Origin of the sequence: Kingella negevensis, assembly GCF_030177895.1 — a bacterium.
In the GTDB taxonomy this organism is placed as follows: domain Bacteria; phylum Pseudomonadota; class Gammaproteobacteria; order Burkholderiales; family Neisseriaceae; genus Kingella_C; species Kingella_C negevensis.
Genome location: NZ_CP123448.1, coordinates 858802 through 885071 on the forward strand (window position 1 = coordinate 858802; position 26270 = coordinate 885071).

28 protein-coding genes, 1 tRNA gene and 1 pseudogene are annotated in these 26270 nt (G+C 44.4%); 6 read left to right on the top strand and 24 right to left on the bottom strand.

Translation table 11 applies throughout. The features are described from left to right. Positions 1 to 19: 19 nt before the first annotated feature. The 3 genes from virB10 to QEO93_RS04805 are packed head-to-tail and all read right to left on the bottom strand — an operon-like array spanning position 20 to position 2899. A complete protein-coding gene (virB10, locus tag QEO93_RS04795) occupies positions 20 to 1360 on the bottom strand; it encodes a type IV secretion system protein VirB10 (protein WP_085815618.1) in 1341 nt (446 codons plus the stop codon). Next, positions 1361 to 2176 carry a P-type conjugative transfer protein VirB9 gene (virB9, locus tag QEO93_RS04800; protein WP_085815619.1) on the bottom strand — a complete coding sequence of 272 codons (816 nt, stop codon included), beginning with the start codon at positions 2174 to 2176 and terminating at the stop codon, positions 1361 to 1363. A 9-nt stretch (positions 2177 to 2185) separates the two neighbouring features. Then, positions 2186 to 2899: a VirB8 family type IV secretion system protein gene (locus tag QEO93_RS04805; RefSeq protein ID WP_085815620.1), complete on the bottom strand. Its 714-nt coding sequence runs from the start codon at positions 2897 to 2899 to the stop codon at positions 2186 to 2188. A gap of 251 nt (positions 2900 to 3150) precedes the next feature. Here QEO93_RS04805 and QEO93_RS04810 point away from each other — a divergent pair, with 251 nt between their 5' ends. After that, entirely contained in the window at positions 3151 to 3741 is a 591-nt protein-coding gene (locus QEO93_RS04810; protein ID WP_085815621.1) for a hypothetical protein, read from the top strand. Positions 3742 to 3780: 39 nt separating this feature from the next. On the opposite strand, the gene QEO93_RS04815 is transcribed toward QEO93_RS04810, so the two are convergent. From QEO93_RS04815 to QEO93_RS04840, 6 genes are all read right to left on the bottom strand, one after another. After that, a complete protein-coding gene (locus QEO93_RS04815; protein ID WP_085815622.1) occupies positions 3781 to 4737 on the bottom strand; it encodes a TrbL/VirB6 family protein in 957 nt (318 codons plus the stop codon). Between the two features lie 63 nt (positions 4738 to 4800). Then, positions 4801 to 5451, bottom strand: a complete 651-nt coding sequence (locus QEO93_RS04820; protein ID WP_085815623.1) for a type IV secretion system protein — start codon at positions 5449 to 5451, stop codon at positions 4801 to 4803. A gap of 84 nt (positions 5452 to 5535) precedes the next feature. After that, positions 5536 to 7956, bottom strand: a complete 2421-nt coding sequence (locus QEO93_RS04825) for a VirB4 family type IV secretion/conjugal transfer ATPase (protein WP_284627629.1) — start codon at positions 7954 to 7956, stop codon at positions 5536 to 5538. Beyond that, the gene (locus QEO93_RS04830) at positions 7850 to 8278 is read right to left on the bottom strand and encodes a VirB3 family type IV secretion system protein (protein WP_085815625.1); all 429 of its coding nucleotides are present in this window, start codon (positions 8276 to 8278) and stop codon (positions 7850 to 7852) included. Before QEO93_RS04830 ends, QEO93_RS04825 begins: the two co-directional genes overlap by 107 nt. 10 nt (positions 8279 to 8288) lie before the next feature. Continuing rightward, positions 8289 to 8618 (bottom strand): TrbC/VirB2 family protein, encoded by a 330-nt coding sequence (locus tag QEO93_RS04835; protein WP_085815626.1) that lies wholly within the window; start codon positions 8616 to 8618, stop codon positions 8289 to 8291. A 63-nt stretch (positions 8619 to 8681) separates the two neighbouring features. Then, on the bottom strand, positions 8682 to 9491 hold the full coding sequence (locus QEO93_RS04840) for a lytic transglycosylase domain-containing protein (RefSeq protein WP_085815627.1): 810 nt from the start codon (positions 9489 to 9491) through the stop codon (positions 8682 to 8684). Between the two features lie 308 nt (positions 9492 to 9799). Here QEO93_RS04840 and QEO93_RS04845 point away from each other — a divergent pair, with 308 nt between their 5' ends. After that, positions 9800 to 11806: a prolyl oligopeptidase family serine peptidase gene (locus QEO93_RS04845; protein ID WP_085815628.1), complete on the top strand. Its 2007-nt coding sequence runs from the start codon at positions 9800 to 9802 to the stop codon at positions 11804 to 11806. Between the two features lie 92 nt (positions 11807 to 11898). On the opposite strand, the gene QEO93_RS04850 is transcribed toward QEO93_RS04845, so the two are convergent. Beyond that, positions 11899 to 12033 carry a hypothetical protein gene (locus QEO93_RS04850; RefSeq protein WP_257874974.1) on the bottom strand — a complete coding sequence of 45 codons (135 nt, stop codon included), beginning with the start codon at positions 12031 to 12033 and terminating at the stop codon, positions 11899 to 11901. A gap of 65 nt (positions 12034 to 12098) precedes the next feature. Next, a complete protein-coding gene (gene rep, locus QEO93_RS04855; RefSeq protein WP_085815629.1) occupies positions 12099 to 14105 on the bottom strand; it encodes a DNA helicase Rep in 2007 nt (668 codons plus the stop codon). 292 nt (positions 14106 to 14397) lie between these two features. On the opposite strand from rep, the gene hfq reads away from it, so the two are divergent. Continuing rightward, on the top strand, positions 14398 to 14706 hold the full coding sequence (hfq, locus tag QEO93_RS04860; RefSeq protein ID WP_044250089.1) for an RNA chaperone Hfq: 309 nt from the start codon (positions 14398 to 14400) through the stop codon (positions 14704 to 14706). Positions 14707 to 14828: 122 nt separating this feature from the next. Here the strand turns inward: hfq and QEO93_RS04865 are convergent, their stop codons facing one another. From QEO93_RS04865 to QEO93_RS04885, 5 genes and pseudogenes are all read right to left on the bottom strand, one after another. Beyond that, positions 14829 to 16979: a RelA/SpoT family protein gene (locus QEO93_RS04865; RefSeq protein ID WP_032136813.1), complete on the bottom strand. Its 2151-nt coding sequence runs from the start codon at positions 16977 to 16979 to the stop codon at positions 14829 to 14831. A gap of 114 nt (positions 16980 to 17093) precedes the next feature. Beyond that, positions 17094 to 17488 (bottom strand): annotated as a pseudogene (locus QEO93_RS04870) (IS630 transposase-related protein). A gap of 127 nt (positions 17489 to 17615) precedes the next feature. Next, positions 17616 to 17822, bottom strand: coding sequence for a DNA-directed RNA polymerase subunit omega (gene rpoZ, locus QEO93_RS04875; protein ID WP_032136811.1), 207 nt, complete (start codon positions 17820 to 17822; stop codon positions 17616 to 17618). 67 nt (positions 17823 to 17889) lie between these two features. Further along, positions 17890 to 18507, bottom strand: a complete 618-nt coding sequence (gene gmk / locus QEO93_RS04880) for a guanylate kinase (protein ID WP_032136810.1) — start codon at positions 18505 to 18507, stop codon at positions 17890 to 17892. A 25-nt stretch (positions 18508 to 18532) separates the two neighbouring features. Beyond that, positions 18533 to 18661 (bottom strand): hypothetical protein, encoded by a 129-nt coding sequence (locus tag QEO93_RS04885; protein ID WP_257874991.1) that lies wholly within the window; start codon positions 18659 to 18661, stop codon positions 18533 to 18535. Between QEO93_RS04885 and pyrG the strand changes: the two genes are divergently transcribed. Together pyrG and QEO93_RS04895 are read left to right on the top strand one after the other, a co-directional pair. Further along, the gene (gene pyrG, locus QEO93_RS04890) at positions 18660 to 20285 is read left to right on the top strand and encodes a CTP synthase (protein ID WP_032136809.1); all 1626 of its coding nucleotides are present in this window, start codon (positions 18660 to 18662) and stop codon (positions 20283 to 20285) included. The two genes, QEO93_RS04885 and pyrG, sit on opposite strands and share 2 nt — an antisense overlap. Before the next feature lie 157 nt (positions 20286 to 20442). Further along, the gene (locus QEO93_RS04895) at positions 20443 to 20733 is read left to right on the top strand and encodes a hypothetical protein (protein WP_143445757.1); all 291 of its coding nucleotides are present in this window, start codon (positions 20443 to 20445) and stop codon (positions 20731 to 20733) included. Positions 20734 to 20788: 55 nt separating this feature from the next. On the opposite strand, the gene QEO93_RS04900 is transcribed toward QEO93_RS04895, so the two are convergent. From QEO93_RS04900 to QEO93_RS04915, 4 genes are all read right to left on the bottom strand, one after another. Further along, a tRNA-Pro gene (locus QEO93_RS04900) sits at positions 20789 to 20865 on the bottom strand. Between the two features lie 25 nt (positions 20866 to 20890). Further along, positions 20891 to 21199: a hypothetical protein gene (locus QEO93_RS04905; RefSeq protein WP_032136807.1), complete on the bottom strand. Its 309-nt coding sequence runs from the start codon at positions 21197 to 21199 to the stop codon at positions 20891 to 20893. Then, entirely contained in the window at positions 21183 to 21485 is a 303-nt protein-coding gene (locus tag QEO93_RS04910; protein WP_032136806.1) for an integration host factor subunit alpha, read from the bottom strand. Before QEO93_RS04910 ends, QEO93_RS04905 begins: the two co-directional genes overlap by 17 nt. 156 nt (positions 21486 to 21641) lie before the next feature. Next, complete coding sequence (locus QEO93_RS04915) at positions 21642 to 22244, bottom strand: hypothetical protein (protein ID WP_032136805.1); 603 nt, start codon at positions 22242 to 22244, stop codon at positions 21642 to 21644. Between the two features lie 178 nt (positions 22245 to 22422). Between QEO93_RS04915 and QEO93_RS04920 the strand changes: the two genes are divergently transcribed. Further along, the gene (locus QEO93_RS04920) at positions 22423 to 23178 is read left to right on the top strand and encodes an IS5 family transposase (RefSeq protein WP_085815416.1); all 756 of its coding nucleotides are present in this window, start codon (positions 22423 to 22425) and stop codon (positions 23176 to 23178) included. 98 nt (positions 23179 to 23276) lie between these two features. Here the strand turns inward: QEO93_RS04920 and QEO93_RS04925 are convergent, their stop codons facing one another. The 4 genes from QEO93_RS04925 to QEO93_RS04940 all read right to left on the bottom strand — a co-directional run bounded on the left by QEO93_RS04925 (position 23277) and on the right by QEO93_RS04940 (position 26237). Beyond that, positions 23277 to 23609, bottom strand: coding sequence for a hypothetical protein (locus QEO93_RS04925; protein WP_085815631.1), 333 nt, complete (start codon positions 23607 to 23609; stop codon positions 23277 to 23279). 34 nt (positions 23610 to 23643) lie between these two features. Further along, positions 23644 to 24339: a pseudaminic acid cytidylyltransferase gene (gene pseF / locus QEO93_RS04930; RefSeq protein WP_032138200.1), complete on the bottom strand. Its 696-nt coding sequence runs from the start codon at positions 24337 to 24339 to the stop codon at positions 23644 to 23646. Positions 24340 to 24413: 74 nt separating this feature from the next. Continuing rightward, on the bottom strand, positions 24414 to 25601 hold the full coding sequence (gene pseC / locus QEO93_RS04935) for a UDP-4-amino-4,6-dideoxy-N-acetyl-beta-L-altrosamine transaminase (protein ID WP_245190693.1): 1188 nt from the start codon (positions 25599 to 25601) through the stop codon (positions 24414 to 24416). A 90-nt stretch (positions 25602 to 25691) separates the two neighbouring features. After that, positions 25692 to 26237 carry a hypothetical protein gene (locus QEO93_RS04940; RefSeq protein ID WP_044250581.1) on the bottom strand — a complete coding sequence of 182 codons (546 nt, stop codon included), beginning with the start codon at positions 26235 to 26237 and terminating at the stop codon, positions 25692 to 25694. Between the last annotated feature and the right edge of the window lie 33 nt (positions 26238 to 26270).

Sequence of the window (26270 nt, forward strand, 5' to 3'; positions counted from 1 at the left end):
CACAAGCTGCCTGAAATCATCAAAACATTTCATACGGTTTGACAACTTCATACACACCGCCAAAGTCCACATCACGCGCCACCATCACATTGATGAGCGTACCGTGATTGATGAAACCAGTTGGCGGAATATTGATGCTGTTTTTGAGTGCTTCGGTTGCCATTTCTTGCGCGGCTTCGGACGAATTTTCAAAAGAAATATTTTGCCCATTGCTTTGTGAGCGGTTGCTGTAATAATCGCCCAAATCGCCGATTAAACTAATCATAACCGCGCCGCCAAAACGTTGCCAAAAATGATATTTCATGCGTGCGCCATGACCCGATGCGCCCAACTGTCCTGCACCGCCGCTCGCTAATGATACTTTCACGCCTTTGGGGGTTTCGGCTTCGTTCCACAACACAAATACACGCGCTTGACCGTGTAACATCGCGATGGTTTGTTCGCCGATGATTTTTGTGCCGCGTTCCAATAACAACACTTTGCCGTTAGCAGAATACACGTCTTTTGTTACCAAACAGCGCGTAATGCCTGCGTGGGTCGTAATGATTTGCGTGTCCAATGTACACGGAATACTTGTGCCTTTTGCCAACAAGTACGTTACATCGGCGCGGCGTTGTGCTTTTACGCTCGGCGTAACCGTTGGATTTAAACGCGCTGCAAAACTGTTTTGCGCTGGCGGATTGTCGCTGCTTTCTGATGAGCTTTCAGAAAAAGAAACATTTTGTGTTTCGCCTTGTTCAAAGCTGCCTGAAACCGTTTGACCGCTCATGTCTGATGACTGATTACTAACCAATACATCGCCCAATAATCGGCTATCGATTGGTGGTTCTTTGGGTTCGGCAACAGGTGCGGCTTGTGTTTCGGGCGTGGCTTCAACCGTGTTCGTGGGCTGTGGTGGCGGTGCTTCTACCGTATCAATCGGCGGTACGGTTCGCGGTTCGGGGGCAGATGCTGCCGATGCCGCAACAGGTGCAGATGCCGTAGCGATTTCTTCTTGTCCAAAATCCAGTTTTTCAGTAGAAAAATCTTTGGATTGGGTGTTTTTCACGCGTTCTAATTCCTGCTGTTTGGCAGCGACTGCTTCATCTTCATTGCTGCTGCCTGAAAACGCAATTAAACCAGCCACCGCCATACCCACGCCCAATAGCCCAACCCCTACCACCACGACTTTCGTCATATTGTTTTTGCCGCCTGATGAATTGAGTGGCAAACCAGCTTCTACATTTACATCATTGATTTGTTCACTCAACGGCATGGGTTCGGTGTTTTCAATGCTGTTTTCTGCATTTTCAGGCTGCCTGAAATCAGGCTCGGGCAAATTGGACACTTCTTTTTTGCGGTTTAAAAATTTTTTTAACATTTAAAATCCTTTCAGTAAACGAACAGATGAATTGTCGTCTGTGCCAGTTTGATTGAATTGACCGTTGCTGTTAAATCCTCGATTTTCAATACCCAAAACTTGCTTGTTCAAACGCAAAATGAAATGTTGCGCGGTTTCGTGAACAACAACTGTGTCGCCGTCCATGTGTGTGTTCAGCAGAACTTCGCTGCCATCGTCCAATACTTTGTAAATGGTCGGTAAGTCGCGCCCATTATTGAAACGGAAGTAGGTAAATCGTCCGTTGTCGTAAATGTGTGTCGGTGCGAGATGTTTGTTGCCAAGTCCCCAATAATTGGTATTGGTGTTAAGCGGTGGCGCAGATTGTGCTTGCCCGAATACTTCGGCTGACTGAATGCGTTTTTGTGCGGCGGTGCGCCGTTGGGCAAATGCGGTATCAGGGTAATTGAAACGCAGAATGTATGTTGGCGTCGGTGTGCCGTTGGTGGATTTCAGGTCAAAGGCATAGGTGCGTTTATTGGTGGTAATCAGCAAGTTGGTATCGGGGTGTTCGGCGGTGGGTTTGAAGAAAATATTGTTGCCGCGAGCGGTCATTTTCCATGCTTCGGCATGACCGATGCCCATTGCGCTGCTTTCGCCGATAATGCGTTCATCGCTTTCCAACTGAATAACGGTGGCTACGCCGACTTTGGTACGAACCACAAATACATCATCAGGCGTATAAACAGCCGTCTGAATGCGTTTGTCTTTGGGCGAGCCTTTTGGAATATTGGCTGCCTGAACGGAAAATGGCAGCACAATGGCTGCCATAGCGAGATAAATCAATTTATTTTTCATGAGATTATCCTATTGGTTCGGTGTGTTTTCAGGGTCTACGCGATAGCTGGTAATCTGAAAACCCAATGGATTGATTAAACGGTCTTTTTCTTCCTGTGGCTGATTTTTATACGCATAGCCAACGGTGGCAATATAACGTTGTGGCGGCAACGGCTGGTTCACGCTGTTTACAGGAATGGTTTGTTTTTCAAAACGAATTTGTGCGACTTCGTTACCCAAAAAACTGATGGCATTCACTTTCACAATAACTTTGTATTGGTCGCGCAAGATTTTGTGTGGCGCGGCAGTTGGGTTATTGTAGAGTTTGGCAAATTCTGCCTGAATGTTTGGGTCGCTCAACAACATGGCGGCATCATAAGTAGATTGAATAGTTTGCCAATCGTAGCTTTCACGATGGCGGACGTATTGCGCCAACCAAAATTTGTCCACGACTTCGCCGTAACTTTTTTCAGATGTTTTGAGTGTGGTAACAATATCGGTTACGCCTGTATTGTTGTCTACACGCACTACAAACGGTTGTGTGGTTTTAAGCGGCGTTAAACCAGCCACCGCACCAACGGCAAGCCCTGTAATCACAAGGCATACGCCTGAAATACGCCAAGCAATGCGGCTGTTTTTGCGGACACGGTCTAGTTCGGCTTTGTGAAATTCTTTGGCTTCTTGGATAAATTTCAGCCCTTGTTGGCGTGGATTGGGGGCTTTGGGTGTGGGATTGGTTTTCATGGATTAGCCTTTTCTGTGGTCATGGTAGGTTGTGGGTTAATTGGAAAAGGTTTGCCGTAAGGCTTGGGTGGATTGTGCGAGCAAGCAGCGAGTAGAGCGGTTGTCGTGAGCATGATGAGCAATTTTTTCATGATAAAAGTTCCATAGAAAAAGGCAGCCTGAAAATAGATTTCAGGCTGCTTGTGGATTGAAAAATAGGCTTTTTGTGTTAAAATTTAATTGAAATTTCTTTATAAAATAAGGGGTTTAAGATGAACAATCAAACCATTCAGTATAAGAACTATACGATTGAAATTGATAGGGGTACGGTGGCAGATATTCAACAAAATTCGCAAGTTGAAGTATCAGGAAGTGGGAGCTTTGGACACGTTACAGTAAACAGCACAACAACCCAGTACACACAATTTTTTCTGACTGATGAACAGGGTACAGAAAAATGTTTCCATTTAACAAATTGGTCTATTCCTATGCGTATAGGTAATGAAATTTTGGTATTTTCTATTGTTAATCAATATGGTAAATCCATTATTGGTCTTAAAAATAAAACATTAACCAATGCTGATTGGAATTTAGAAAACATGAAGAAATTTGCAAAATCTCAATATTCACGATACTTGCTTTTTGCACTCATGCTATTTTTATCTCCTATTTTATTGTTTATTTTCAAATTTATGATTGAATGGCTATTTACTACTTACATTGATATTCCTACTTGGCTTGATACATTATTTGACAATACAGTTTTGTTTGGCTGTATTGGTCTAGTTGCTTTTTATCAAATTCAATGGCGTAGGTTGTTTCATTCAATGAAAAATCATTTAAATAATGCCATGTTTGCATAAATAAAGGCTGTTTGAATAATAATTCAGACAGCCTTTATCTTATTTTGGTTTAACGCTATTACCTTGTAATCGCTGATAAAATCGTTGTGCTGCATTCCACCCACGCGCTGGCATTCCTGCTCCAACGCTAGCACCTTTGGATAGTCCTACCATGCTACGCATCACGCCACTAAATCCACCAATAGTTGCCCCACCAGTTAAAGCTGTTGCAATAGACGGTATAGAGAGCGTAACCACTAGAAAAATCATGGTAGCTGTAAAATACATTGCAGCAATAATTAATAGCGTAGTCAGTCCAACCCAATCATCAGTAATTTGATTTTTTAAACTGGATTCAAAAAAGGTTTGCTGAATTGCTCCTAGTGCAATGTAGAATGTAACCATAAGTGAGTAACTCATAATCTGTCCAATCCAATTCATGCCCCATTGCCGTGTTGCTGGAAATAGCATTGAGCCGATGAAGATTGGACCGACTAAAATAACCATAGCTAATGAGATTTTAGCAACCAAATAAAATGCAGCAACAATCGTCAAGAAAATAATGCCACACAATAAAATAACTAAAACCATTATTTTTAATGCAAGCCTATCTCCTACATTTAAAGGCGGTATTTCTTTTTGACCATAGGCTTCTACACGCCCCATTGATGCTAATAATTCATTGAAATTAGCATCTAATTGATTTGCTGAATATGGTGCGCCTGTAATGAGTGATGCCATTTGTTCGGGAAATTCATACAGCATATTTGCAATTTTTAGATACTGTGTAGCATTAAACGCGCAAGAAATAATAATCAACCAGCCAACTACCTTTTTTGTCAAATCCAATACATTACCATCTAAACCGCGATTGTATGCGTTTAAAGCGACTATCATAATGTAAATGCCAAATCCTGCGGCAAATAGTGGCGATAATTCAGCAATCAGTTTGGTGGTTTTTTGAAATAAATCAGTACCGAGACCTGTCAAAAGAGATTCAAATAGTGATTCAAACATGGTTGCACTCCTAATTGTGATATTCAGGCAGCCTGAAAAATTATCTTTTCAGGCTGCCTATTATTATTTACAAGCAGCGTAATTTTTATCTACCAAATGCCGAGCCAAACACGCTTCACGATTTGAATACTGGCGAGCCTGAACTTTCTCCTGCAAATCATACATACGCGCCATTTGGTCTAACATGGTTTGCTGGTTTTGAAATTTAAGCTGTTCTGCCGATAAGCGGTTACGCAAATCGCTAGATGCTTTGATGTCGGTTGTGGTATTGATTTGGTTAATCAAACTATCAATCGTATTCAAACGTTGCTGATTTTCTGACGTAAATTTAGACAACATGGTTAAATTTTGGTTCAGCAAATTGTCGGATTGAGCCGCATCGTATTGATTGCCTTTCAAACGTGCCTGTTGTTGTGCGCTGGTTAATTTGTGCAAATCGCCCCATTCACTCGGTACGTTCAAATCGTAATTAATAGCTTTACGCGCCAAGTCGCCCATACCGCGTGAGCCTTTCATAGCAGCCAATTGGTTTCTCATTTCCTGAATTTGGGAAATTTGGTTTTCAATCTGTGCTTTTAATTGTTTGCCGCGTTCAATAGATTCCAGCACCGCTTTTACGTCATAAGTTGGAATACCTTGTGCAAATGCAGGTGTTGAAATAATCAGGCAGCCTGAAAGCACAACGGCGGCAATTTGAGTTAATTTTGTTTTCATGGTTGAAAAGTCCTTCTCAAAAAGAAAAAACCGCATTAAGCGGTCGGGTTGCAGCTATTATCATTACGACAACAGCAATTTCAATTAAACACGTTTTTTCATGGCTCTACGTTCACGGACAGCCTGAATAAACGGTTCGTACCAAATTTCAGAGCTTTCGCTACCACATTCCGCCATCACACGATGTAACAATTCCACGTTATCCGCCGAACCCGACAACACCGCCATTTCATCTGAAAAACCTTGTAGATTCAGTTTAGCAAAAGCAGATTGTGTGGACTGCTTAACCAAAAACATGCGACTATCCACCGATAATTCCACCAGTTCGCAGTATTCTTTTTCGGTAATGCCGCAGCGTTCGTAGCTGTTTTTGTATTCCGCATCGGGATTTGGCAGAAAAATTTTGGTCGGCGTTTGTTGCACAATCGCAGGAAAAATCGGGCAAGCAATCGCATCTTCGGGCGATTGTGAGACCAAAATCAGCCAACCGCCCAATTTGCGGTCGGTTTTCAGGATTTTCAGCATCAATTCCTGTAAAACTGGAAAACGTGCTGCCCACCAAAATTCTTCAACGATACTGGCAAGAATGCCGTTTTTCTCCGCCACGCCTTTCATCATAATGCCGCGCAAATGGAACATATATGCCATGACAGGCGCAGTCGGCGGATAGTCTTCTTTCAGAATATCGGTTAAATCAAATCCCACACGATAAAACTGTTCGGCATCAAACAGATTGGTATCATTGTCCAAGCACCATGCAAACCGTCCGTTTTCACTCCGACACCAACGCCCCAAGCGTTCACGCAAACTATTTTCTTGATTAACCATCGGAATGTTTTGTAACAAATGGCTGAAATTGCGTAATTCGTGGTCTAGTCCCATCAACGTATCAACGGCGACTTGAATTTGCTTTTCTTCTTCGGCGGTTAATGTACCGTTGTGATTTGCGCCACACATACCCACGAGCGTGTACAAAAATTCACGGTTAGACGGCGTATCAGGCAGTTGGAACGGATTTAAACCAGTTGGCACACCTGCTTCCAATGCAAAATATTGACCGCCCAACACACGGATAAAAATTTCCATACCCCTATCTAAATCCAGCGCGAAAATGTAAGGGTCAAACCGCTCCACAAACGCCATCAGCGATGTTTGCAAGGTGGTTTTACCTGTGCCTGTCGCTCCTAAAATCAGCGTATGTCCTGCGATTTTTTCGCCTGTGTTGTCTTCTTGTGGATTGGAAAAGTGGAAATTGAAATCGTACAAAGTGCGTGATTTGGTTTGCAACGGTATGACCGCCGAACCATCGCCAATCGGGTTGCCCCGACTTTTACCGCATGAATAATTGTGAATGCCGAATGTGGTTGCTAAATTGGTTGTGGTTTTGGGAAACGAACGCGGACGTTCGCGGCTGCCTGCAATTTGGCTGAAATAAGTGGACAACGCCGATGCGCCAGCTTTGGTAAACCGATAACCACCCGAGTTCATAAATGCCGCATAGGCTTTTGAACCGTTGGTGGCGGCTTCTTGCGGTGTATCGCCATACACAACCAATGCCGCATGATAATCGCCGAACATCAAATCGCCAGCCGTTAATTTACCCATACCACTATACAACTCTTCTTGCTGTTCTATGGCTTGGTCGCCAACCGATTTCAAATTGTTCAGTTGTTTACGGATTTCAGCCTGCATGGTGTGCGAATTGATGTAAATCAGGCTTTGCGTGAGCGTAAATTCACACGGCAACGTCAAAATATCCGTGAGAATTTTAGGCTTGCTGATGCCAAAATCTTTCAAATCGTAGCAAGTAGCAAATTTGCGTTGTCCGTGCATCGGGCGGATTTCGCCAATATCGCTGCCAAAATGCAAATACGCGCTGCCGAGCGTTTGATAAGTGTCTACAAACGACAAGGGAACTGGCTCATCTTGACCGTTTATCAGGCTGCCAAAAAAGCGGTACACATCAGAAAAAAGTACGCCGTTTTGATTTTGGTACGCGGTCAGCAACGTGGGTTCATACGGCGTGAGTGATGACATCATGCTGGCGATTAACTCTTCGGCTTCTTTGATACCATCGTCTATGTCGCTGTTTTTAATCAGAACGGTAATATGGAACACGTTTTCAAAATAATTGTCATTGTGAAAACGCTGTACATATTTTTCGGCAAATTGTTGGCAAAAACGCGTTTTGAAGTTGTATTCACGGTCAAAGTTGATTTTTTTGCGCTGTAACGTTGTCCATACGGCTAAACGGTTGCCCAATGTTTTGCCGATGCCTGCCAACATATTTTTTAAACCGACAAATTGCGTGTACAAATAACTGTCTTCTACGCCATCAAAAGGCAAGCCATTCATTCTGATGACAAAAGCAACATGACCTGTTTCATACCAAACAATATTATTGGTAACGTGTTGGCAAATTGGCGGCAGTAAGTCTGAATGCGCTGGCTGCTGATTGAATGTCTTGCTGAAAAAATCGCTGGTAATCACTGTTTTGTCTCCCATATTTGGTCGGAATAACGGTGGTGGTATTGTTGAACATTTTGGCGTTTCTTTTTCTGAAAAACCATTTAATTTCATACACATAAATGCGTAAGGCTTGGTCGTCTGTTTCACACACCGTCCGTAGACCAATAAAAATCGGTATCAGTAAGGCTAATATCAGCAATGCCCGACCTTGCAGGAAAGGCATTGCCAACATTGTTGCCATTACCAAAACAAAACTACTCATCGCCAATGCAACGACTGGTACACCCATAATCATGGCTTGTCTGCCGAGCGCGTTGTAAGTGGCGTATTCTGTGTTAATGTTTTCGTAATCGCTCATGATTGAAACCCTAGAAAGTCATTGAGCCGCCTTTGGTAAACAGCCATGTTGCCAATGCAATACCAGCACCTGCGCCAACAATCCACATAGATGTTTCTAAAATGTCGCCCCACGTTTTACGCCCCATAAAGCCTTGTGCGAATTGCCACAACAAAGCAATGGTTGCGACCACACCCACAATGATGTTGATGCCATCACGAATGCTTTCCACCATCGTTTTTGCTTCGCTGGCGAAACCACCTGCTGCCATTGCGGATTGTGTCGCCAAACCCAAAGCAACCATCAGAGCAAATTTAGCTGTTTTGCCTTGCGCGATACGCGTTAAAGTATTTGTTTTCATATACAAAGTTCCTTAAATTTAAAAAAGAAAAAACCGCCATTTGGCGGTATCGGATTGCTGCCATCAGAAATCGGCGAATACGTCCCAATCGGCGGTAGCCTTTGCGACTTTCACGGGTTCTGCTGACGAAACGGCAACTGTTTGTTCAGTAACCGAATGGGGTTGCGCCACTTGCTGTTCTGCTTGTGGCATCGGAATATATTCAGGCTGCTTGCTGTTGCTCGGTTGTGGCACATAACTGGTTTTGAGTAAATGAGATTGTGCCGAATAGTTGTTGCTGGCTTTCAGGCTGCCTGAAAAATCAATGGTTTGATTCGGAGAATTATCCATCGCTGCCAAAATGATTTTGGTAACGTAAGGCGGTTGTCCTTTGAAATCGCTTTTGAAACCAAAGCGAAAATTCCCCGAGTAATAACAAGAAAATGCTTTTTGCAATGCGGTTTGTCCGTTGCCACCTGTGCGGTCAAAGCAAGATTTCAAGATTTGTGCGCCAGCGTTAATGTTTTTGCACGGCTCAAACACGGTTTCATAATTCAAGCCGTAACTTGCCAAGTTGTAACGGTTAATCTGCATCAAACCCATGCTGAAATTTTTGCCCTGTGCGTGTAATGATTTGGCGGTAGCGACCGCTTCGGCAAGATTGCGCGGTTGGCGTATCAGGCTGCCTTTAACAACGCCGATGGCGTAGGGATTGAAATGGCTTTCCACACGAGCGACCGCTTGCAATGTGTTGGGGTGGACACCTTTACTGCATTGTTGCGCCAAATCGTTAAACCGCATTTGTGAATAATTGATTGGTGGCGATGGTGCAGCAAAAGTTGGCAGCGCGGTTGCAATAGCTGCCGTCATCATCAAAAAATGTGCTGTGTGCATAGATTTTCCTTTTATCAAAGTGAAAAAACACACTTTAAAAAGCGAGTGAACGCGGTTTTAAGTGTGTTTTCTTGTGTGTCCAATTTGTGCTAAAATGCGATTGTTATGAGACTTTATGTGATGGTATGTGCAGACACCACAAAATAAATAATCTATAAAAATCAGTTAATTGAATTTTTTAAAAGTGGGCGATTACGGACTGTTAATCCGCAGGTCGCTGGTTCGAGCCCAGCTCGGGGAGCCAGATATAAGCCCAAACAGAAATGTTTGGGCTTTTTCTCTAATTAGTTATTCAGACAGCCTGAAAAATGCAAGATACTTATCAATATTTAGAAAATCTCCATTCTCCCGAAACGCAAAAATTCCACCAATCTGCCCACGCCAAAACGCTGGCGAAATTTTGCCAATCCGAAAATTTCCACAAAACAAAACAACAAATTACCGAACAATTACAAGACGAGCGACAAATCCCATTTTGCCAAGAACACCGCGCCCGAATGTACCATTTTCATCAGTCGGCGGATTTGCCCAAAGGCGTGTATCGCGTGTGCAGTGCGGCAAGCTATCGTGCTGGCATTCCCGATTGGGAAATTTTATTTTCAGTTGCGGATTTTGATGAAATTTTGGGCGATGATGTGTATTTAGACGGCGTGTCGCATTATGTGGAACGCCCTGAATTAGCGTTGATTTCGCTGTCTTCACAAGGTTCGGATAGTGCGTACACGATTGAATTTAATCTGAAAACTAGCGAAATTGTATCGGGTGGTTTTCATTTTCCATTGGGCAAAAATCATGTGGCTTGGCGCGATGAAAACAGCGTTTGGGTTTGCCCTGCATGGGACGAGCGGCAGCTCACGACTTCGGGTTATCCGCGTCAGGTTTGGTTGATGCAGCGCGGTCAGTCGTTTGACGAAGCCACGCCTGTTTACGAAATGGACGCGGACGGCGTAATGGTCAGCGCGTGGCGTTATTTGGACGCGCAGGGTGCGCCGTTGGATTTGATTGAAGCGAATACGTCTTTCTTTCAAAAGGATTATTTTTATGTGAATGCGGATTTGGCAGCGGTGAAATTGGCTCTGCCGCGTGATTGTGAAGTCGTGGGTTATTTGGCTGGGCAATTATTTTTGCATTTGAAATCGGATTGGCAGCGCAGTAAGCAAAAATATGTTTCAGGCAGCCTGATTGCGGTGAAATTGAATAAGGGCGAGTTGGGCGAAGCGTTTTGTCTGTTTGCGCCAACGAGTTCGCAAGCGTTGGAACTGATTGAAACGACACGGAAATTTGTGATTGCGAGTTTGTTGGACAATGTTTCAGGCAGCCTGAAAGCGTGGAAATGGGAAAATGGCGCGTGGGTTGAGCAGGCGTTGCCGCGTTTTCCGAATGGCGCGATTGAGCTTGCCGACCAGCCTTGGGGCGGCGATACGGTTTACTTGGCGGCGAGCGATTTTGTTACGCCTTTGACTTTGTTTGCGTTGGATTTAAATGTGATGGAATTGACGGTTTTGCGCCGTCAGCCGAAGCAGTTTAACGCGCAAGATATTGTGGTTACGCAGAATTTTGCTACTTCGGCGGACGGTACGCGCATTCCGTATTATCACGTTGGCAAAACGCAATCGCCCGATACGCCGACTTTGGTTTATGTGTACGGCGGTTTTGCTGTGCCTGAATTGCCGCATTATATGGGCGCGATTGGGCGGCATTGGTTGGAGCGTGGCGGTGCGTTTGTGTTGGCGAATGTGCGCGGCGGCGGCGAGTTTACGCATTGGCACACGGCGGCGCAGCGTGAAAATAAACATAAGAGCGTTGATGATTTGTTATCGGTAATCAATGATTTAGTGGAACGCGGGTACAGCAGCGCGAAAAAAATCGCCATTCAAGGCGGCAGCAATGGCGGTTTGGTTGTCGCGTCCGCATTTTGCAGGCTGCCTGAAAATTTGGGCGCGATGATTTGCGAAGTGCCACTCACGGATATGTTGCGCTACACGGAATTGTACGCAGGCGCGAGTTGGATTGACGAATACGGCGACCCAGCCGACCCAAAAATGCGCGAGTATTTGGCAGCGTTTTCGCCGTATCATCAGCTTTCAGGCAGCCTGAATTATCCGCCAGCGTTCATCACGACCAGTTTGTCAGACGACCGTGTCCACCCTGCTCACGCGCTGAAATTTTATGCGAAATTGCGTGAGAATCCGAATGCGAAAGCGTGGCTGTTTGCGCCCGAAAAAGGCGGACACACAGGCAACGGCACGCAAGCGGAAACGGCGGAAGAGTTGGCGGCGGTTTTAGCATTTTTGCAGCAGACGATTGTTTTGTAATATATAAAAGCAGCCTGAAAAATGTTTTTCAGGCTGCTTTTTGTTTTTTAGCTATATTAATACCTCATCTGTAACCCTCCGCCGTATCATCTTCAGGCACGCAAACCCGAATAATCTCCGCCAGCAATGACCATAGGCGAAACGTCAATATTAGATTGCAGTAATTTGATGATTTTCTCGGCTATCGGTTTGCGGTTGAAATCATCTTGAGCGAAAGTTTGCGTCATATTAAATCCTCACATTTATACAAATGCAGCCTGAAAACATTTTCAGGCTGCTTTCTAATCAAAATTTACTGTCCCGTTTTCTTATTCAACATATCCAACATACCGCCCAACCTCGCCCGACCCTCAGCTTTAGACACAATCGGCGCACCACCCTTACGCCCCAAAATTTCCAAATCCTGCTGCGGCATTTCATCAATAAAACGGCTCGGCTCAGGAAACTGCCACACCCCTTGGCGTTTGCGTTTCACACAATGCGTCAGCGTTAATTGCTGTTTCGCACGCGTAATCCCCACATACATCAACCGCCGTTCTTCTTCCAAGTTCCCCTCTTCCACACTATCCGCGTGCGGAAACAACCCCTCTTCACAGCCCACCAAATACACAAACGGATATTCCAACCCTTTAGACGCGTGCAACGTGGACAACTTCACCGCGTCCACTTCTTCTTCGTCCTTGCCCTCAAGCAACGTCATCAACGCAATCGTTTGCGTCAATTCAATCAAATTTTTCTCGCCGTCTTCGCCCTTGCGTTCCAACCAGCCAGCCAAATCCTGCACGTTTCGCCAACGCATTTCCGCCGCACGCAAATTTTCATCTTGCCCATTCAAATGCGCTTCGTATTGAATATCCGACAGCAAATCCTGCACCACTTCCCCAGCCGCGTCCACCGTAGCCCGTTCACGGTAATCATGCAGCAACGCCATAAATTGCTGCACACTTTCACGGCTTTTTGTGGACAAGGATTCCATCGCTTTCAGACTGCCAGCCGCTTCAAACAAACTGCATTCGTGCTGTTTCGCATAATCGTTCAATTTGCCCAAAGTCGTGTCGCCAATGCCGCGTTTGGGCGTGGTTGCGGCGCGTAAAAATGCAGGGTCATCATTCGGATTCGCCAACAAACGCATATACGCCAACACGTCTTTAATTTCCGCCTTGTCGTAAAAACTTTGTCCGCCCGAAATCTGATACGGAATCCGCGCCGAGCGCAACGCGTCTTCAAACAAACGCGCCTGATGATTGCCGCGATACAAAATAGCAAAATCCGCAAAATCCGCTCCGTAAACCACCTTGTTTCGCGCGATTTGATTCACGACAAATTCGGCTTCATGGTTTTCATCTTTGCACGCAATCACGCGCACCACATCGCCCTCGCCAAATTGAGACCACAATGTTTTTGGGAACAACTTGGGATTATTCGCAATCACATTATTCGCCACTTTCAAAATTCGCGCCGTTGAGCGGTAATTCTGTTCCAACTTGATGATTTTTAAGGCTGGGTAATCTTCTTGCAAACGGCGCAAGTTTTCCATATTTGCGCCGCGCCATGCGTAGATGGATTGGTCATCATCGCCCACGGCTGTGAACATGCCTTCAATGCCTGTGAGTAAACGCATGAGCGCGTATTGGCAAGCGTTGGTGTCTTGGCACTCGTCCACCAGCAAATAGCGCAGACATTTTTGCCATTTCAGGCGCACGTCTGAATTGTTTTGCAGCAACAAGGTTGGCAAGCGGATTAAGTCGTCAAAATCTACGGCTTGATAGTGTTCCAGCGTGGCTTGATAGGCGGCGTAAACTTGTGCGACTTGTTGCAGCCATTCGTCATCGGTTTCTCTCGCAGCCTGAAAAGCGTCTTCGGGTGTTTTCAAATCGTTTTTCCACAGCGAAATTTGGTGTTGTGCGCGAAAAATCGGCTCGCGCCCTGAACTGCCCAGCAATTCGCTGATAATTCTGCCGCTATCGGAGCCGTCTAAAATGGAAAAGTTTTTTTTGTAACCGATGTGTGGGGCTTCTTCGCGCAGAATTTTCATGCCCAAAGAGTGAAACGTGGACACGGTTAAGCCGCGCGTTTGGTCTTTGCCGAGCCGTTGGGCAATGCGTTCTTGCATTTCTTTGGCGGCTTTGTTGGTAAAGGTAATCGCGGCGATGTGGTGCGGTTTGTAGTGCGCTTGGGTAATCATGTAGGCGATTTTTTCGGTAATCACGCGCGTTTTGCCGCTGCCTGCGCCTGCGAGTACGAATAATGCGCCGCCGAGATATTCCACGGCTTCTTGTTGTTGGGGGTTGAGTTTCATGGGTTTCAGGCTGCCTGAAAGTTAAATCAAATAAAATATAGTGTTGTAAATTTGAACGAGTACAAGGCGACAACGCCTGCCGTGTGCGCGTGGTACATAAAGGCGTTGGCAACGCGGTAATCGTTCAAATTTAAAACACTAGAATTATAAATTTTGTGGTTTATTCTGTCATTTTCAGGCTGCCTGAAAAAATATAGTTGGTTATTTTGGTTAATTCACGTTAAAATCAACACTTGTTTTACCGCCAGTTTTTCGCTGGCAACATAATCATAACCATAATGGAGTTTCAAAAATGACAGCCAAAGGACAATTATTACAAGACCCTTTCTTGAACGCTTTGCGCAAAGAGCATGTTTCTGTTTCTATTTACTTGGTAAACGGGATTAAATTGCAAGGGCAAGTGGAATCGTTTGACCAGTATGTTGTGTTGTTGCGCAACACTTCTGTAACGCAAATGGTGTATAAACACGCTATTTCTACGATTGTTCCATCACGCTCTGTTAGCGTTCAACATGATAGCAAACCTGCTGCTGCCCCACGTCCTGCGTTGCAACAAGTGGAAACCAATCCAAATCCTTTTGAAGATGCTGTGGCTGAATAAGTTTCAGGCAGCCTGAAAAAAATATAAACCGTTATCTTGATGAAGATAACGGTTTTTTTGTTTTCAGGCTGCGTTTTATCGTAGGATGCGCCCCACGCACCAACAATCAGGCAGCCTGAAAATCACACCCGAACAACCTTACGCACCTGCACAATCTTATGCAACCGAGCCATCACAGCCTGAACATGCAACAAATCACGCACAGTCAGCGTAAACTTAAACTCAATAAAGCCTTCTTGCGCCTTAGACAACGTATCCACCGAAACAATATCGCAGCCCGTTTCCGAAATCGCGCTTGCCATATTCGCCAGCAAACCATGCGAATCTTCTGAAGACACCACCAAAGCTGTCTGATAAATCTTTTCCATGCCCTCAGGCAAAGCCGCCCAATCCGCGTCCAGTTGATGTTCCGCGTCCGTTTTCAGCAGCACAGGGCAAATATCGCGATGAATCATCAAGCCCTGTTCAGGCACAACCACCGCACGAATACTATCCCCAGCCACAGGCAAACAACATTTGCCCAAATGCACACGCGCCGTTTCATGGCTGTTTACCTGAATCGGGCTCAGTTTCACTTCATCGCCAAAATGCTCGCCAGCCATAGTTGCAATTTCCATCGCCACTGCCACAGGCATTGTGCGCCCAATGCCCACGTTATACAGCACATCTTCAAACGATAACTGCTTGTCCGCCAACTGCTGAAAATACTTCTCTTTCAGTTCATCAGATTCCGCCACTTTCTTCGGCAACAAACTGCCCAAAGCCGTTGCCAACAAACGCTCGCCCAATGCAATCGCGTCCGAACGGTCAGCATTTTTAATGTAACTGCGAATGGCACTACGCGCACGGCTAGACGCGGCAAAATTCAGCCACGCAGGATTCGGTTTTGCGTATTCAGATGTGATAATTTCCACCGTGTCGCCTGTTTTCAAGCGCGTCCGCAAAGGCACAGGAATTTTGTTTACACGCGCGCCCACGCAATGATTGCCCACATCGGTGTGAACCGCATACGCAAAGTCAATCGGCGTTGCGCCGCGTGGCAGTGTGATGATTTTGCCTTTAGGTGTGAGCATATACGATTCATTCGGGAACAAATCAATTTTCACGTGTTCCAAAAATTCAATCGCATTTTCACTACGCGCTTGCAAGTCCAAAATATTTTTCAGCCATTGATTGGTTCGGCGCGTAGTTTCATCTTCTTGACTACCTGAATCGCGCCAATGGCTCGCCAAACCCACTTCCGCAATCATGTTCATTTCACGCGTGCGGATTTGCACTTCAATCGGCAAACCGTAAGGTCCGCTCAAAGTGGTGTGCAACGATTTGTAACCGTTGGATTTTGGAATGGCGATGAAATCTTTAAATTTCCCAGGTTTTGGTTGATACAAACCATGCAACGCGCCCAAAGCGGTGTAACACTGCGACACACTGTTCACAATCACACGAAAGCCATAAATGTCCTGCAATTCTTCAAACTTCACTTTTTTCGTCAGCATTTTTTGATGAATGCTGTATAAATTGCGCTCGCGCCCACGAATTTGCGCTTCAATATTTTGCCCCACTAAACGCAAGCTCATCTCACGCAACACGCGTTCAATCACATCATGGCGATTTTTTTTAAACGTCGTCATCGCACGCTGCAACACGCCGTAACGCGCTGGGTGCATGGCAAAAAACGCCAAGTCTTGCAGCTCACGGTAAACGTGGTTCAAGCCCAAACGGTTGGCAATCGGCGCATAGACTTCCAGCGTTTCTGTGGCAATGCGGCGGCGACTGGCTGGTTTTTTCGCGCCCAATGTCCGCATATTGTGCAAGCGGTCAGACAGCTTCACGATAATCACGCGCACGTCTTTGGTCATCGCCAAAATCAATTTGCGGAAACTTTCGGCTTGATGTTCTTCTTTGCTGTCGTATTTCAAGTTTTCCAGCTTGGATAAACCGTCCACCATTTCAGCAATCGTGTCGCCAAATTCTGCGGTCATTTGTTCTTTGGTTACGCTGGTGTCTTCCAAAACATCGTGCATCAAACCTGCGCTTAAGGCTTGAATATCCATGCGCCAGCGCGCCAATTCTGTGGCAACGGCAATCGGGTGCGTGATGTAAGGTTCGCCGCTTTTTCGGATTTGGCCATCGTGTGCATGAAACGCAAACGCGCAGGCTTTTTCTAACTGCTGTTGTTCATCAGCAGAAAGATAACGGGCTTCGCGGAGGAGTTGCTCACGATAATCGGCGGTGAGTGAATCGTATGGGGCTTGGGGTTGTGGTGTGGGCATAGTGGTATTTATGAGGAATGGAGAATGTGTGATGATGTTTTTTTCAGGCTGCGATTGTTTGTTGCAGCCTGAAAGATTATTTCTTTTATTTTATGGCATAACTATGTTTTATAGTTAATTAAAATAAAAATAGGATAGTAGCGCATCTGTGAAATTATCATAACTAGGCAAAATTGAACGCATATATTTCTTAATATTTGCCCATGTTTTTTCTATTGGATTTAATTCAGGCGAATAAGGTGCAAGCGGGAGCAACTAAACATTTCAGCCATTTCATAGAGATAAGCATCAGGATTTTGTTCAATATATTGTTTGAGTGCTTGCGTATCCAATTTAGTGGCATTTTGCCCTTTGACTTGATGTTTCAGGCTACCTGTTTGTTCTTCTAATTTAATCTAAAGGTAAAGCGTATTTCTTGAGATACCATAGGTTTTGGCAACTTTACTTGCATTGTTACATTGCTTGTAACAATTTAATGCTTTTTCTCGTAAATCAATTGAATATGCCATTTTATGCACCTTAAAGATAAAATTAGAATTGCACTATTTTATTTTAAATTTACTATAAAAAACAATATTATCAAAAAAATTTCAGGCTGCCTTTATAAAAAAGCAGCCTGAAAATTCATCATTAGAATTATTTATTGCGCGCCAAAATTTCTGCGCCCACTTGGCCTGCTGCGATTTCACGCAACGCGGTTACTGTTGGTTTGTCATTGCGAATATCATCAACCAAAGGCTGTGTACCGTTTTCTAATTGACGTGCGCGACGAGCGGCTGCCAAAGTCAAATCAAAGTGGTTAGAAATTTGTGGAAGACATTCTTCAACCGTAATACGAGACATATTGCTTCTTTCTTCAAATAAACAAATAAAGTTTTCAGACTGCCTGAAACTGTGGAGTTTTTGGATTTTACTGATTTTGCAACACTTTTTCAACGGCTGTACGTTGATTTGCCAAATTTAGGCGGCTGGCTTTAAAAATGTGCAGCAAATCGCTTTCGGCTTGCACTAAATCGCGGTTGGTAACGATGTAGTCAAACGCAAAGGCGTGTTGAATTTCTTGTTCGGCTTCTCTCAAGCGACGTGCAATCACTTCTTTGCTGTCGGTTTGGCGGTTGCGTAAGCGTTCTTCCAGCACTGCCATTGACGGCGGCAAAATGAAAATACTGATGGCTTCAGGCATGGCTTTGCGGACTTGTTCTGCGCCTTGCACGTCAATTTCCAAAATCACATCGTAGCCTTGTTCGCACATTTCGGTTAAAGCGGCAGAGCTTGTGCCGTAGAAATTGCCAAATACTTCGGCGTGTTCTAAAAACGCGCTTTGTTCAATCAGGCTGCTAAATTGTTCACGCGTAACAAAATAATAATGTTTGCCGTGTTGCTCGTTTTCACGCGGTGCGCGTGTAGTGTGCGAAATGGAGACGCGAATATTGTCGTTGTGATTAACTAGGCGTGTTACCAACGTGGTTTTGCCTGTGCCTGATGCGGCGGAAATGATGAATACATTGCCTTTTTGTGAGGTTGTCATGGCGCATGTCCGATAGAATGTAAAGTTATGTATTATGCCATTTTTCAGGCTGCCTGAAAACTGGGCTGACGGTTTCAGGCTGCGTTTTGAAAGATTGCAGGGGTTCGTTATTTTGCGTTAAAATTGCACATTCCAACACAGGTATCACAATCATGACAAAATTTATTTTCGTAACTGGCGGCGTTGTATCTTCATTAGGCAAAGGTATCGCCGCCGCTTCTATTGCTACTATCCTTGAATCGCGTGGTTTGAATGTAACCATGCTGAAACTTGACCCTTATATCAACGTAGACCCTGGCACAATGAGCCCATTCCAACACGGCGAAGTATTCGTTACAGACGATGGCGCGGAAACGGATTTAGACTTGGGTCACTATGAACGCTTTATTCACGCAACTTTGACACGTGCGAACAGCTTCAGCTCAGGTCAAGTGTATGAAAATGTGATTGCAAAAGAACGCCGTGGCGATTATTTGGGCGGCACAGTGCAAGTGATTCCGCACATCACGGACGAGATTAAACGCCGCATTCACGAAGGCGCAAAAGGTTACGATGTGGCGATTGTGGAAATCGGTGGCACGGTGGGCGATATTGAATCGTTGCCATTTTTGGAGGCGATTCGCCAAATGCGTAGCCAACTGGGTCGCGCGAATACCTTATTTGCGCATTTGAGCTATGTGCCGTATATCGCGGCGGCTGGCGAAATCAAAACAAAACCAACGCAACACACAGTAAAAGAAATGTTGAGCATTGGTTTGCAACCTGATATTTTGATTTGCCGCATGGACAGAGAAATGCCAACCGATGAACGCCGCAAAATCGCCTTGTTCTGCAATGTGGAAGAGCGCGCGATTGTGGGCAGTTATGACGTGGGCAGCATTTATGAATGCCCTGAAATGTTGCACAATCAAGGTATTGACACAATTATTTGCGAGCAGTTGCAATTAAATGTAAAACAAGCTGATTTAACCGACTGGAAAAAAATCGTTCACGCAATTCAAAATCCACAGCACAAAGTGAAAATTGCTATGGTCGGCAAATATGTGGATTTGACTGAATCATATAAATCACTGATTGAGGCTTTGAAACACGCCGGCATTCACACGCAAACGGACGTTCAAATCACTTATTTGGACAGCGAAAATATTGAAAAAGACGGCGTGGATTACTTGAAAGGTTTTGACGCGATTTTAGTACCAGGCGGCTTCGGTTCTCGTGGCGTAGAAGGCAAAATTGCGGCAGCACGTTTTGCGCGTGAAAACAAAATTCCATATTTGGGCATTTGCTTGGGTATGCAGATTGCGTTGATTGAATACGCGCGTGATGTGGCAGGTTTGACTGGCGCAAATTCTACTGAATTTGATTTGAAAACACCGCACCCAGTGGTTGCGTTGATTGATGAATGGCAAACGGCTGACGGCAGCGTAGAAACGCGTGATGAAAACGCAGATTTGGGCGGCACAATGCGTTTGGGCGCGCAAGAAGTTGAGCTAAAAGAAGGCAGCTTGGCGGCGAAAATTTATGGCGCGAACCAAATTCGTGAACGCCACCGCCACCGCTATGAAGTGAACAACAATTATGTGGCACAACTGGAAGCGGCTGGTTTAACGATTGGCGGGGTGTCGGCTGGGCGTGAGCGTTTGGTGGAAACGATTGAGATTGCTGACCACCCTTGGTTCTTCGCGTGTCAGTTCCATCCAGAATTTACGTCAAATCCGCGTCGTGGACATCGCTTGTTTGAAGCGTTTGTGAAAGCGGCATTAAAACAACACGGTTAATAACAGAAAGCAGCCTGAAAATCGTTTTCAGGCTGCTTTTTTTTGAAAGGAAAATATAATGTAAGAATGGCGACAATCTTTAACTGAAATCAGCCAAAGTATTTTAAAGCAACGCAACAAGGCAGTGCGTTTCACGCAGACTGAACCGAACACGATTGTGGCACAATATGATTTGAATTTAACCACCGTAAATCTAACCTTAAAACTGGTTGGCAACACGCAAAACACGCTGACATTTCAATACGTGTTCCCGTTCGGCTTAGGTTTTGTTGCCAACATAGCACTTGGCAGCCCGAAAATGAAAAAACTTACCGTGGACACGTCTAACAAAACCATTCGGTTGAATTTAGCGGAATTTGCCTTATTCCGCCCGATGTTGAAACAGCATACTATTCAGGCTGCAAAAATTGAAAATAACGAAGTGATTTTGCAGTTAGCAGAAATTTAAAACACCATAAACAAAAAAGTCAGCTCAAATTAAGCTGACTTTTTTGTTATTTTTTTGGTCGGAGTGAAAGGATTCGAACCTTCGACCCCTTGCACCCCATGCAAGTGCGCTACCAGACTGCGCCACACTCCGAAAGGAAGAGATTATATTAAGAGCTTTATTCAGGAGCAAGCACTTTTTGAATACTTGCTAGCATATCTTTCAACTCGCTACGCATTTCATCATTAGAAATAGCAGGATTACCAAAAGAATCCATATTGGTAACCGAAAGAATTGCATAACGCATTTGACGCAACTTCATCACATCTGAGCGCGTCAAAACATTTGCGCCCTTCCCTAACACCAAGCATTCCTGAAGTTGCCATTCAGTAAGCTGCTGGGTTGTAATCCCAGCTAAATCACATGCTTCTTCAATTGTGAAATACCGTTTTGCAGGGATAACAGATAAATTATCGTTGTTTATCATAATGATGCTCCACCATGCCTTTAAGTTTTTGGCTTGCGTGGAACGTTACAACACGGCGCGCAGAAATAGGCACTTCTTCGCCAGTTTTAGGATTGCGACCAGGGCGCTGCGGTTTATCACGCAATTGGAAATTACCAAAACCAGAAATTTTAATTTCTTCGCCACGCTCTAAAGTTGTGCGAATTTCTTCAAAGAACAGTTCCACGATTTCTTTAGCGTCATTTTTGCTTACACTGCTTACTTTTTCAACCAAAATATCAGCCAATTCTGCTTTGGTAAGAGTCATTTTTTTATTACCTTCAATGTTTTAAAAATAAGCGCGGATTATCCTAAATTATCCGTTACAAATCAAGATAGTAGTGCCCAAAAATAGCAATTTTACAAAAAAATCAGCAAAAAGCAGCCTGAAAAGATGATTTTTATCTTTCAGGCTGCCTGAAAATTATTTTTTTAATTGCTGTAAAAATTCATCTATGGAGTCGTTGCCATACAATGCCTTAATAACCAACTCTTCTTTATCGGCATACATAGTGTAAATATCATCAATAGGTGTAATGAGTTCATTATTTTTATTCAATAAAACAAGCAAATTTTGAGCAGGTAAATCATATTGTTGCTGCCATTTCTTTTGCCCATCTTGATTTAAATTTAAGACAATCGTTTCTCGATTGCCTGCTGCACCCTGTATTGTTTTTTGTTTTAAATCATCAGCATCATTAGGCGTAATTGCCAAACGAGTATTGACCCATGCAGCATGCGTTGCCCATTTCTTTACGATTGCACTAGGTATTTGTTCATGAGTTTTAATTATTTGCCAATCGGCCATATTAGTTGGCTGTTTGTCCCGAGAAACTAGGCGAAACTCAATTTCATGATTTTTAATCATACCCTGTAATATTTTTATATCACTTAAAGAACCAGCATCGGAAAGTTGAAGTGTGTGAATCATTAAGGGTTCATACACATTGGCAACCATAATTTGTCGCTTGGTTTTAAAGTGAAAAATACCGACAGCATAATGATTTTTTGCTGCAAGCGTGGTCATTTCAGCAATTTCTCTTTGCGCGACTGGTGATAATTTAAGACTTAGAACCCGTATTCACAAACAACTATTTGATAAATTTTAATATTTGTGAAATATACCCTAGGGGCTATTGACAATTCAAAAAAAGAGGCAAAGGATTTAAGATATTGTTTCCATACAACCATCCTAAACCTTTGCCATGTCCCGAAACACGCTTACAAATGAAACATGGTCAAGACTGTTGCCTATTTTGAAACAGCTTGGCATTTATCGCAAGAAAAATTTACGCAAAACAGTAGAAGGTATCCTGTTTCGCTTACGTACAGGCTGCCAATGGGCTGATATACCTAGTTATTTTGGTAAAGCAAACAGCCTTTACCAAAGTTTCAATCGCTGGTCTAAACGCGGTATTTTTACCAAATTATTTAAACATTTGGCAGATACACCCGATATGGAATGGGTCTTTATGGACGGTAGTCATATCCGTGTTCATCAACACGGCATGGGTAAAAAATCCATTGTGCATCAAGCTGTCGGTAAGAGTATCGGAGGTCATACGTCTAAAATTCATTTAGCGGTTGATGCTTGTGGTAATCCAATTGAATTTATGATTACAGCTGGTAATGTAAATGAGATTGTTGTTGCGCCTGATTTATTGGCACAATTGGACTTAAGTGATAATGAAACCGTGTGTGCTGATAGGGGTTTTGACAGTGATACTTTTCGTCGGTTAATTCATTCTAAACAAAGTAAAGCCAATATTCCATATAAGAAAAATAGAGAACATCTTAATGTGGACACAGATTGGTATTTATATAAAATCAGGCACTTGGTAGAAAATGCTTTTGCACGATTAAAGCATTTTCGTGCACTGGCAACACGGTACGATAAATTAAAACGTAATTATGAAAGTACCGTGTCATTAGCTTGTGCTTTGATTTGGTTGAAATTATAGCTAAAATGTCATTAGCCCCTAGTGGCGTAGCTGGTTAAAATGTGGCTCAATCACTTGCCATTGGGCATCTGTTAAGTCTGTTGGGTAGGATTTTCTAGTCATAAAGATATTTTATCATTTTTGTGAATACAGGTTCTTAATACAAACCGTTGTAGAGAATCTAGCGCGATTTCTGTATGGGTTATGCCATAATCTTTTTGCGTTAGCCATTTCTTTTTACTGACCCACATCGGATAATACTGGGTTGTATCCATTTCATTTTCAGCAATTTGAATATTGATTGCTTGATAATCCGTTGCAGATTGAGCAGGAATATCTTTTTCTGAAAAAACAACAGGCACAATTTTGAAATCTAATTGATTTAATGTGGGATTCGCTGCATACACAGCAGCAGTACATAATGCAAAAAATGAAATTAACCATTGTCTCATGAACATATTTTATCCTTTCAGACTGCCTGAAAACTCATTCCCCCAATTCCGCCAACACACGCCACATCATCTCCGCGCGTGTCCAATCTTCCAACGTATCAATATCTTGCACCCGATAACGCGGCACAACACAGGCAACGCTGTGGCTATTAAAAATCGGTTTTTGCGCCAACCAAGCTGCCGCCGTTCCCCAATAAAATTGTCCTGCATCGTGCCACGCTTCGGGCAAATCTTGCGAGCGCACCGCAAACAAATCAGGCTGAAACATGGAAACAGTGCCATTTTCTGCCAATTTCAAAGCGCGTTGAATTGGAAACGGAAAACTGGTAACACTAAACGCAAAATCTGCCTGATTGTCGCGCAAGGCAAGCAAACCACTTTGTAAATCATTGGCTTGCACAAATGGTGCAGTTGCGTACAAACAACACGCGCTGTCGCCTTGCCAGCCGTGTTGCTGCATAAAATCAAAGGCATGGGCAATCACCGCGCCTGTGGTGGCGAAATCGTCCGACAATTCGGCTGGTCGCGTAAATGGCACAGTTGCGCCATATTGTTGCGAGATGTCGGCGATTTCCGCGTCATCGGTGGAAACGATGATTTGCTCAAAGCAGCCTGAATCTTGCGCAGCTTGAATGCTGTGGGCAATCATGGGTTTGCCGTTGAATAATTTGATGTTTTTGCGCGGAATGCGTTTACTGCCGCCACGCGCTGGGATTATGCATAAGGTCATTTTTATTCCTTTCAGGCTGCCCTTATTTTGTAGGGTGCGCCCCGCGCACCATTTTCTCAAATGAAATTAATTTTTCAGGCTGCCTGAAACGCTTGTTTCAATGTATTAACAACCACATCTTGCTCGGCTTCAGTCAAACCAAAATACAACGGCAAACTAATCGCTTGCGCGTAATATGTTTCCGCGTGGGGGAATGCACCAGCCTGAAAACCAACAAGTTCGCGGTAATACGGCTGCGTATGCACAGGAATGTAATGCACATTCACACCAATGCCGTGTTCACGCAAATAATCAAACACTTGACGGCGATTTTTGCCGCTTTCAGGCAGCACACGAATCGGGTACAAATGCAGCGCAGACATATTTTCAGGGTTGCGATACGGTGTCGCTACAGGCGAATCCGCCAATAATTCATCATAACGCGTCGCCAATTCCTGACGACGAGCGACAAATTCATTTAAGCGCGTCATTTGGCTTACACCCAATGCTGCCTGAAGTTCCGTCATGCGATAGTTGAAGCCTAAATCCACTTGTTGATAATACCAAGAGCCGTCTGATTCGCCGACCATTTCATCAGCATTGCGCGTGATGCCGTGTGAACGTAACTGCGCGATTTTATTGGCTAATTCCGCGTTATTCGTTAAACATGCGCCGCCTTCTGCGGTTGTGATGATTTTGACTGGGTGGAAACTGAAAACGGTAATATCACTGTATTCGCAGTTGCCAACGTAGCCATTTTGATAACGTGCGCCAATCGCGTGTGATGCGTCTTCAATGATTTTGAAACCGTATTCTTTTGATAATGCGTGAATTTTTTGCATATCGCACGGTTCGCCACACAAATGCACAGGCACGATAATTTTTGGTAAGCTGCCTGAAATTTTGGCGGCGGCTAATTTTTCCGCTAATGCGTCCACAGACATATTCATGGTTTTTGGGTCGATGTCCACAAAATCAACGCTTGCGCCGCAGTACAAACCGCAGTTTGCCGAAGCCACAAACGTGATTGGGCTTGTCCACAAAATATCGCCTTTGCCCAAACCAAGCGCGAGACAGGCGATGTGCAGGGCAGCGGTGGCATTGCAGACGGCAATGGCGTGTTGTGCGCCGCAGTGGGTTTTCAGGCTGCTTTCAAATGCTGGGACTTGTGTGCCTTGGGTTAAATAGTCGGATTTTAAAACGCTGACAACGGCGGCGATGTCGGCTTCTGAAATGGTTTGTTTGCCGTAGGGAATCATGATTTTGCTTTCGGGATTTTTCAAGCTGCGTTTTGTATTTGCAGCCTGAAAATGGAAAATTGAAAAATGTCATTTTAACGCAAAACGCAGCCTGAAACTTTTTTCAGGCTGCTTTTATATGCGCATTTTTTCAGGCAGCAAACTGCTATCGGCGGGGTTGTGTAAAAAGCGCTGTAACACGGGTTTTAAAGCTGGGTCTTCTATGCCGTGCTGAAATTTGACGGTGAAGTATTCGGCGATGATTTCGGCTTGTTGTTCCATGTTGAACTGGGCGATGTCTTGGCGGTCGCGCAGCAGGTGGCGATAACGGTAGGCGCGATTTTTGTAGTAGCCGCCTTGCAGGGCGAGACAGATGCCGCAGCGTAATACGGGGTAGCCGAGCCGATGTTGCCAAACGTGGGCGCATTCGTGAATGAAGAGTTGGCGCAATGTCCACGAGGATTGGGCAAAATCGGGGGCGTAGAGATTTTGTGGGAGGTAGATGATGCCGTTTGGGGTTATGGCGGTTTGGGCAGCCTGAAAGGGCATGAAGCATTTTGCGGCGACGCGCATGGCGGCATAATCCAGCGATTGTTTGAATATGGGGCGCAGTAGGTTACATTCGTTGGCGGTGAGATAGCGGCGACGGAGATAGCGGGTGATGAGGGGTTCGGGTTTCATGTTGTGATATTTTTTCAGACTGCGTTTTCTATC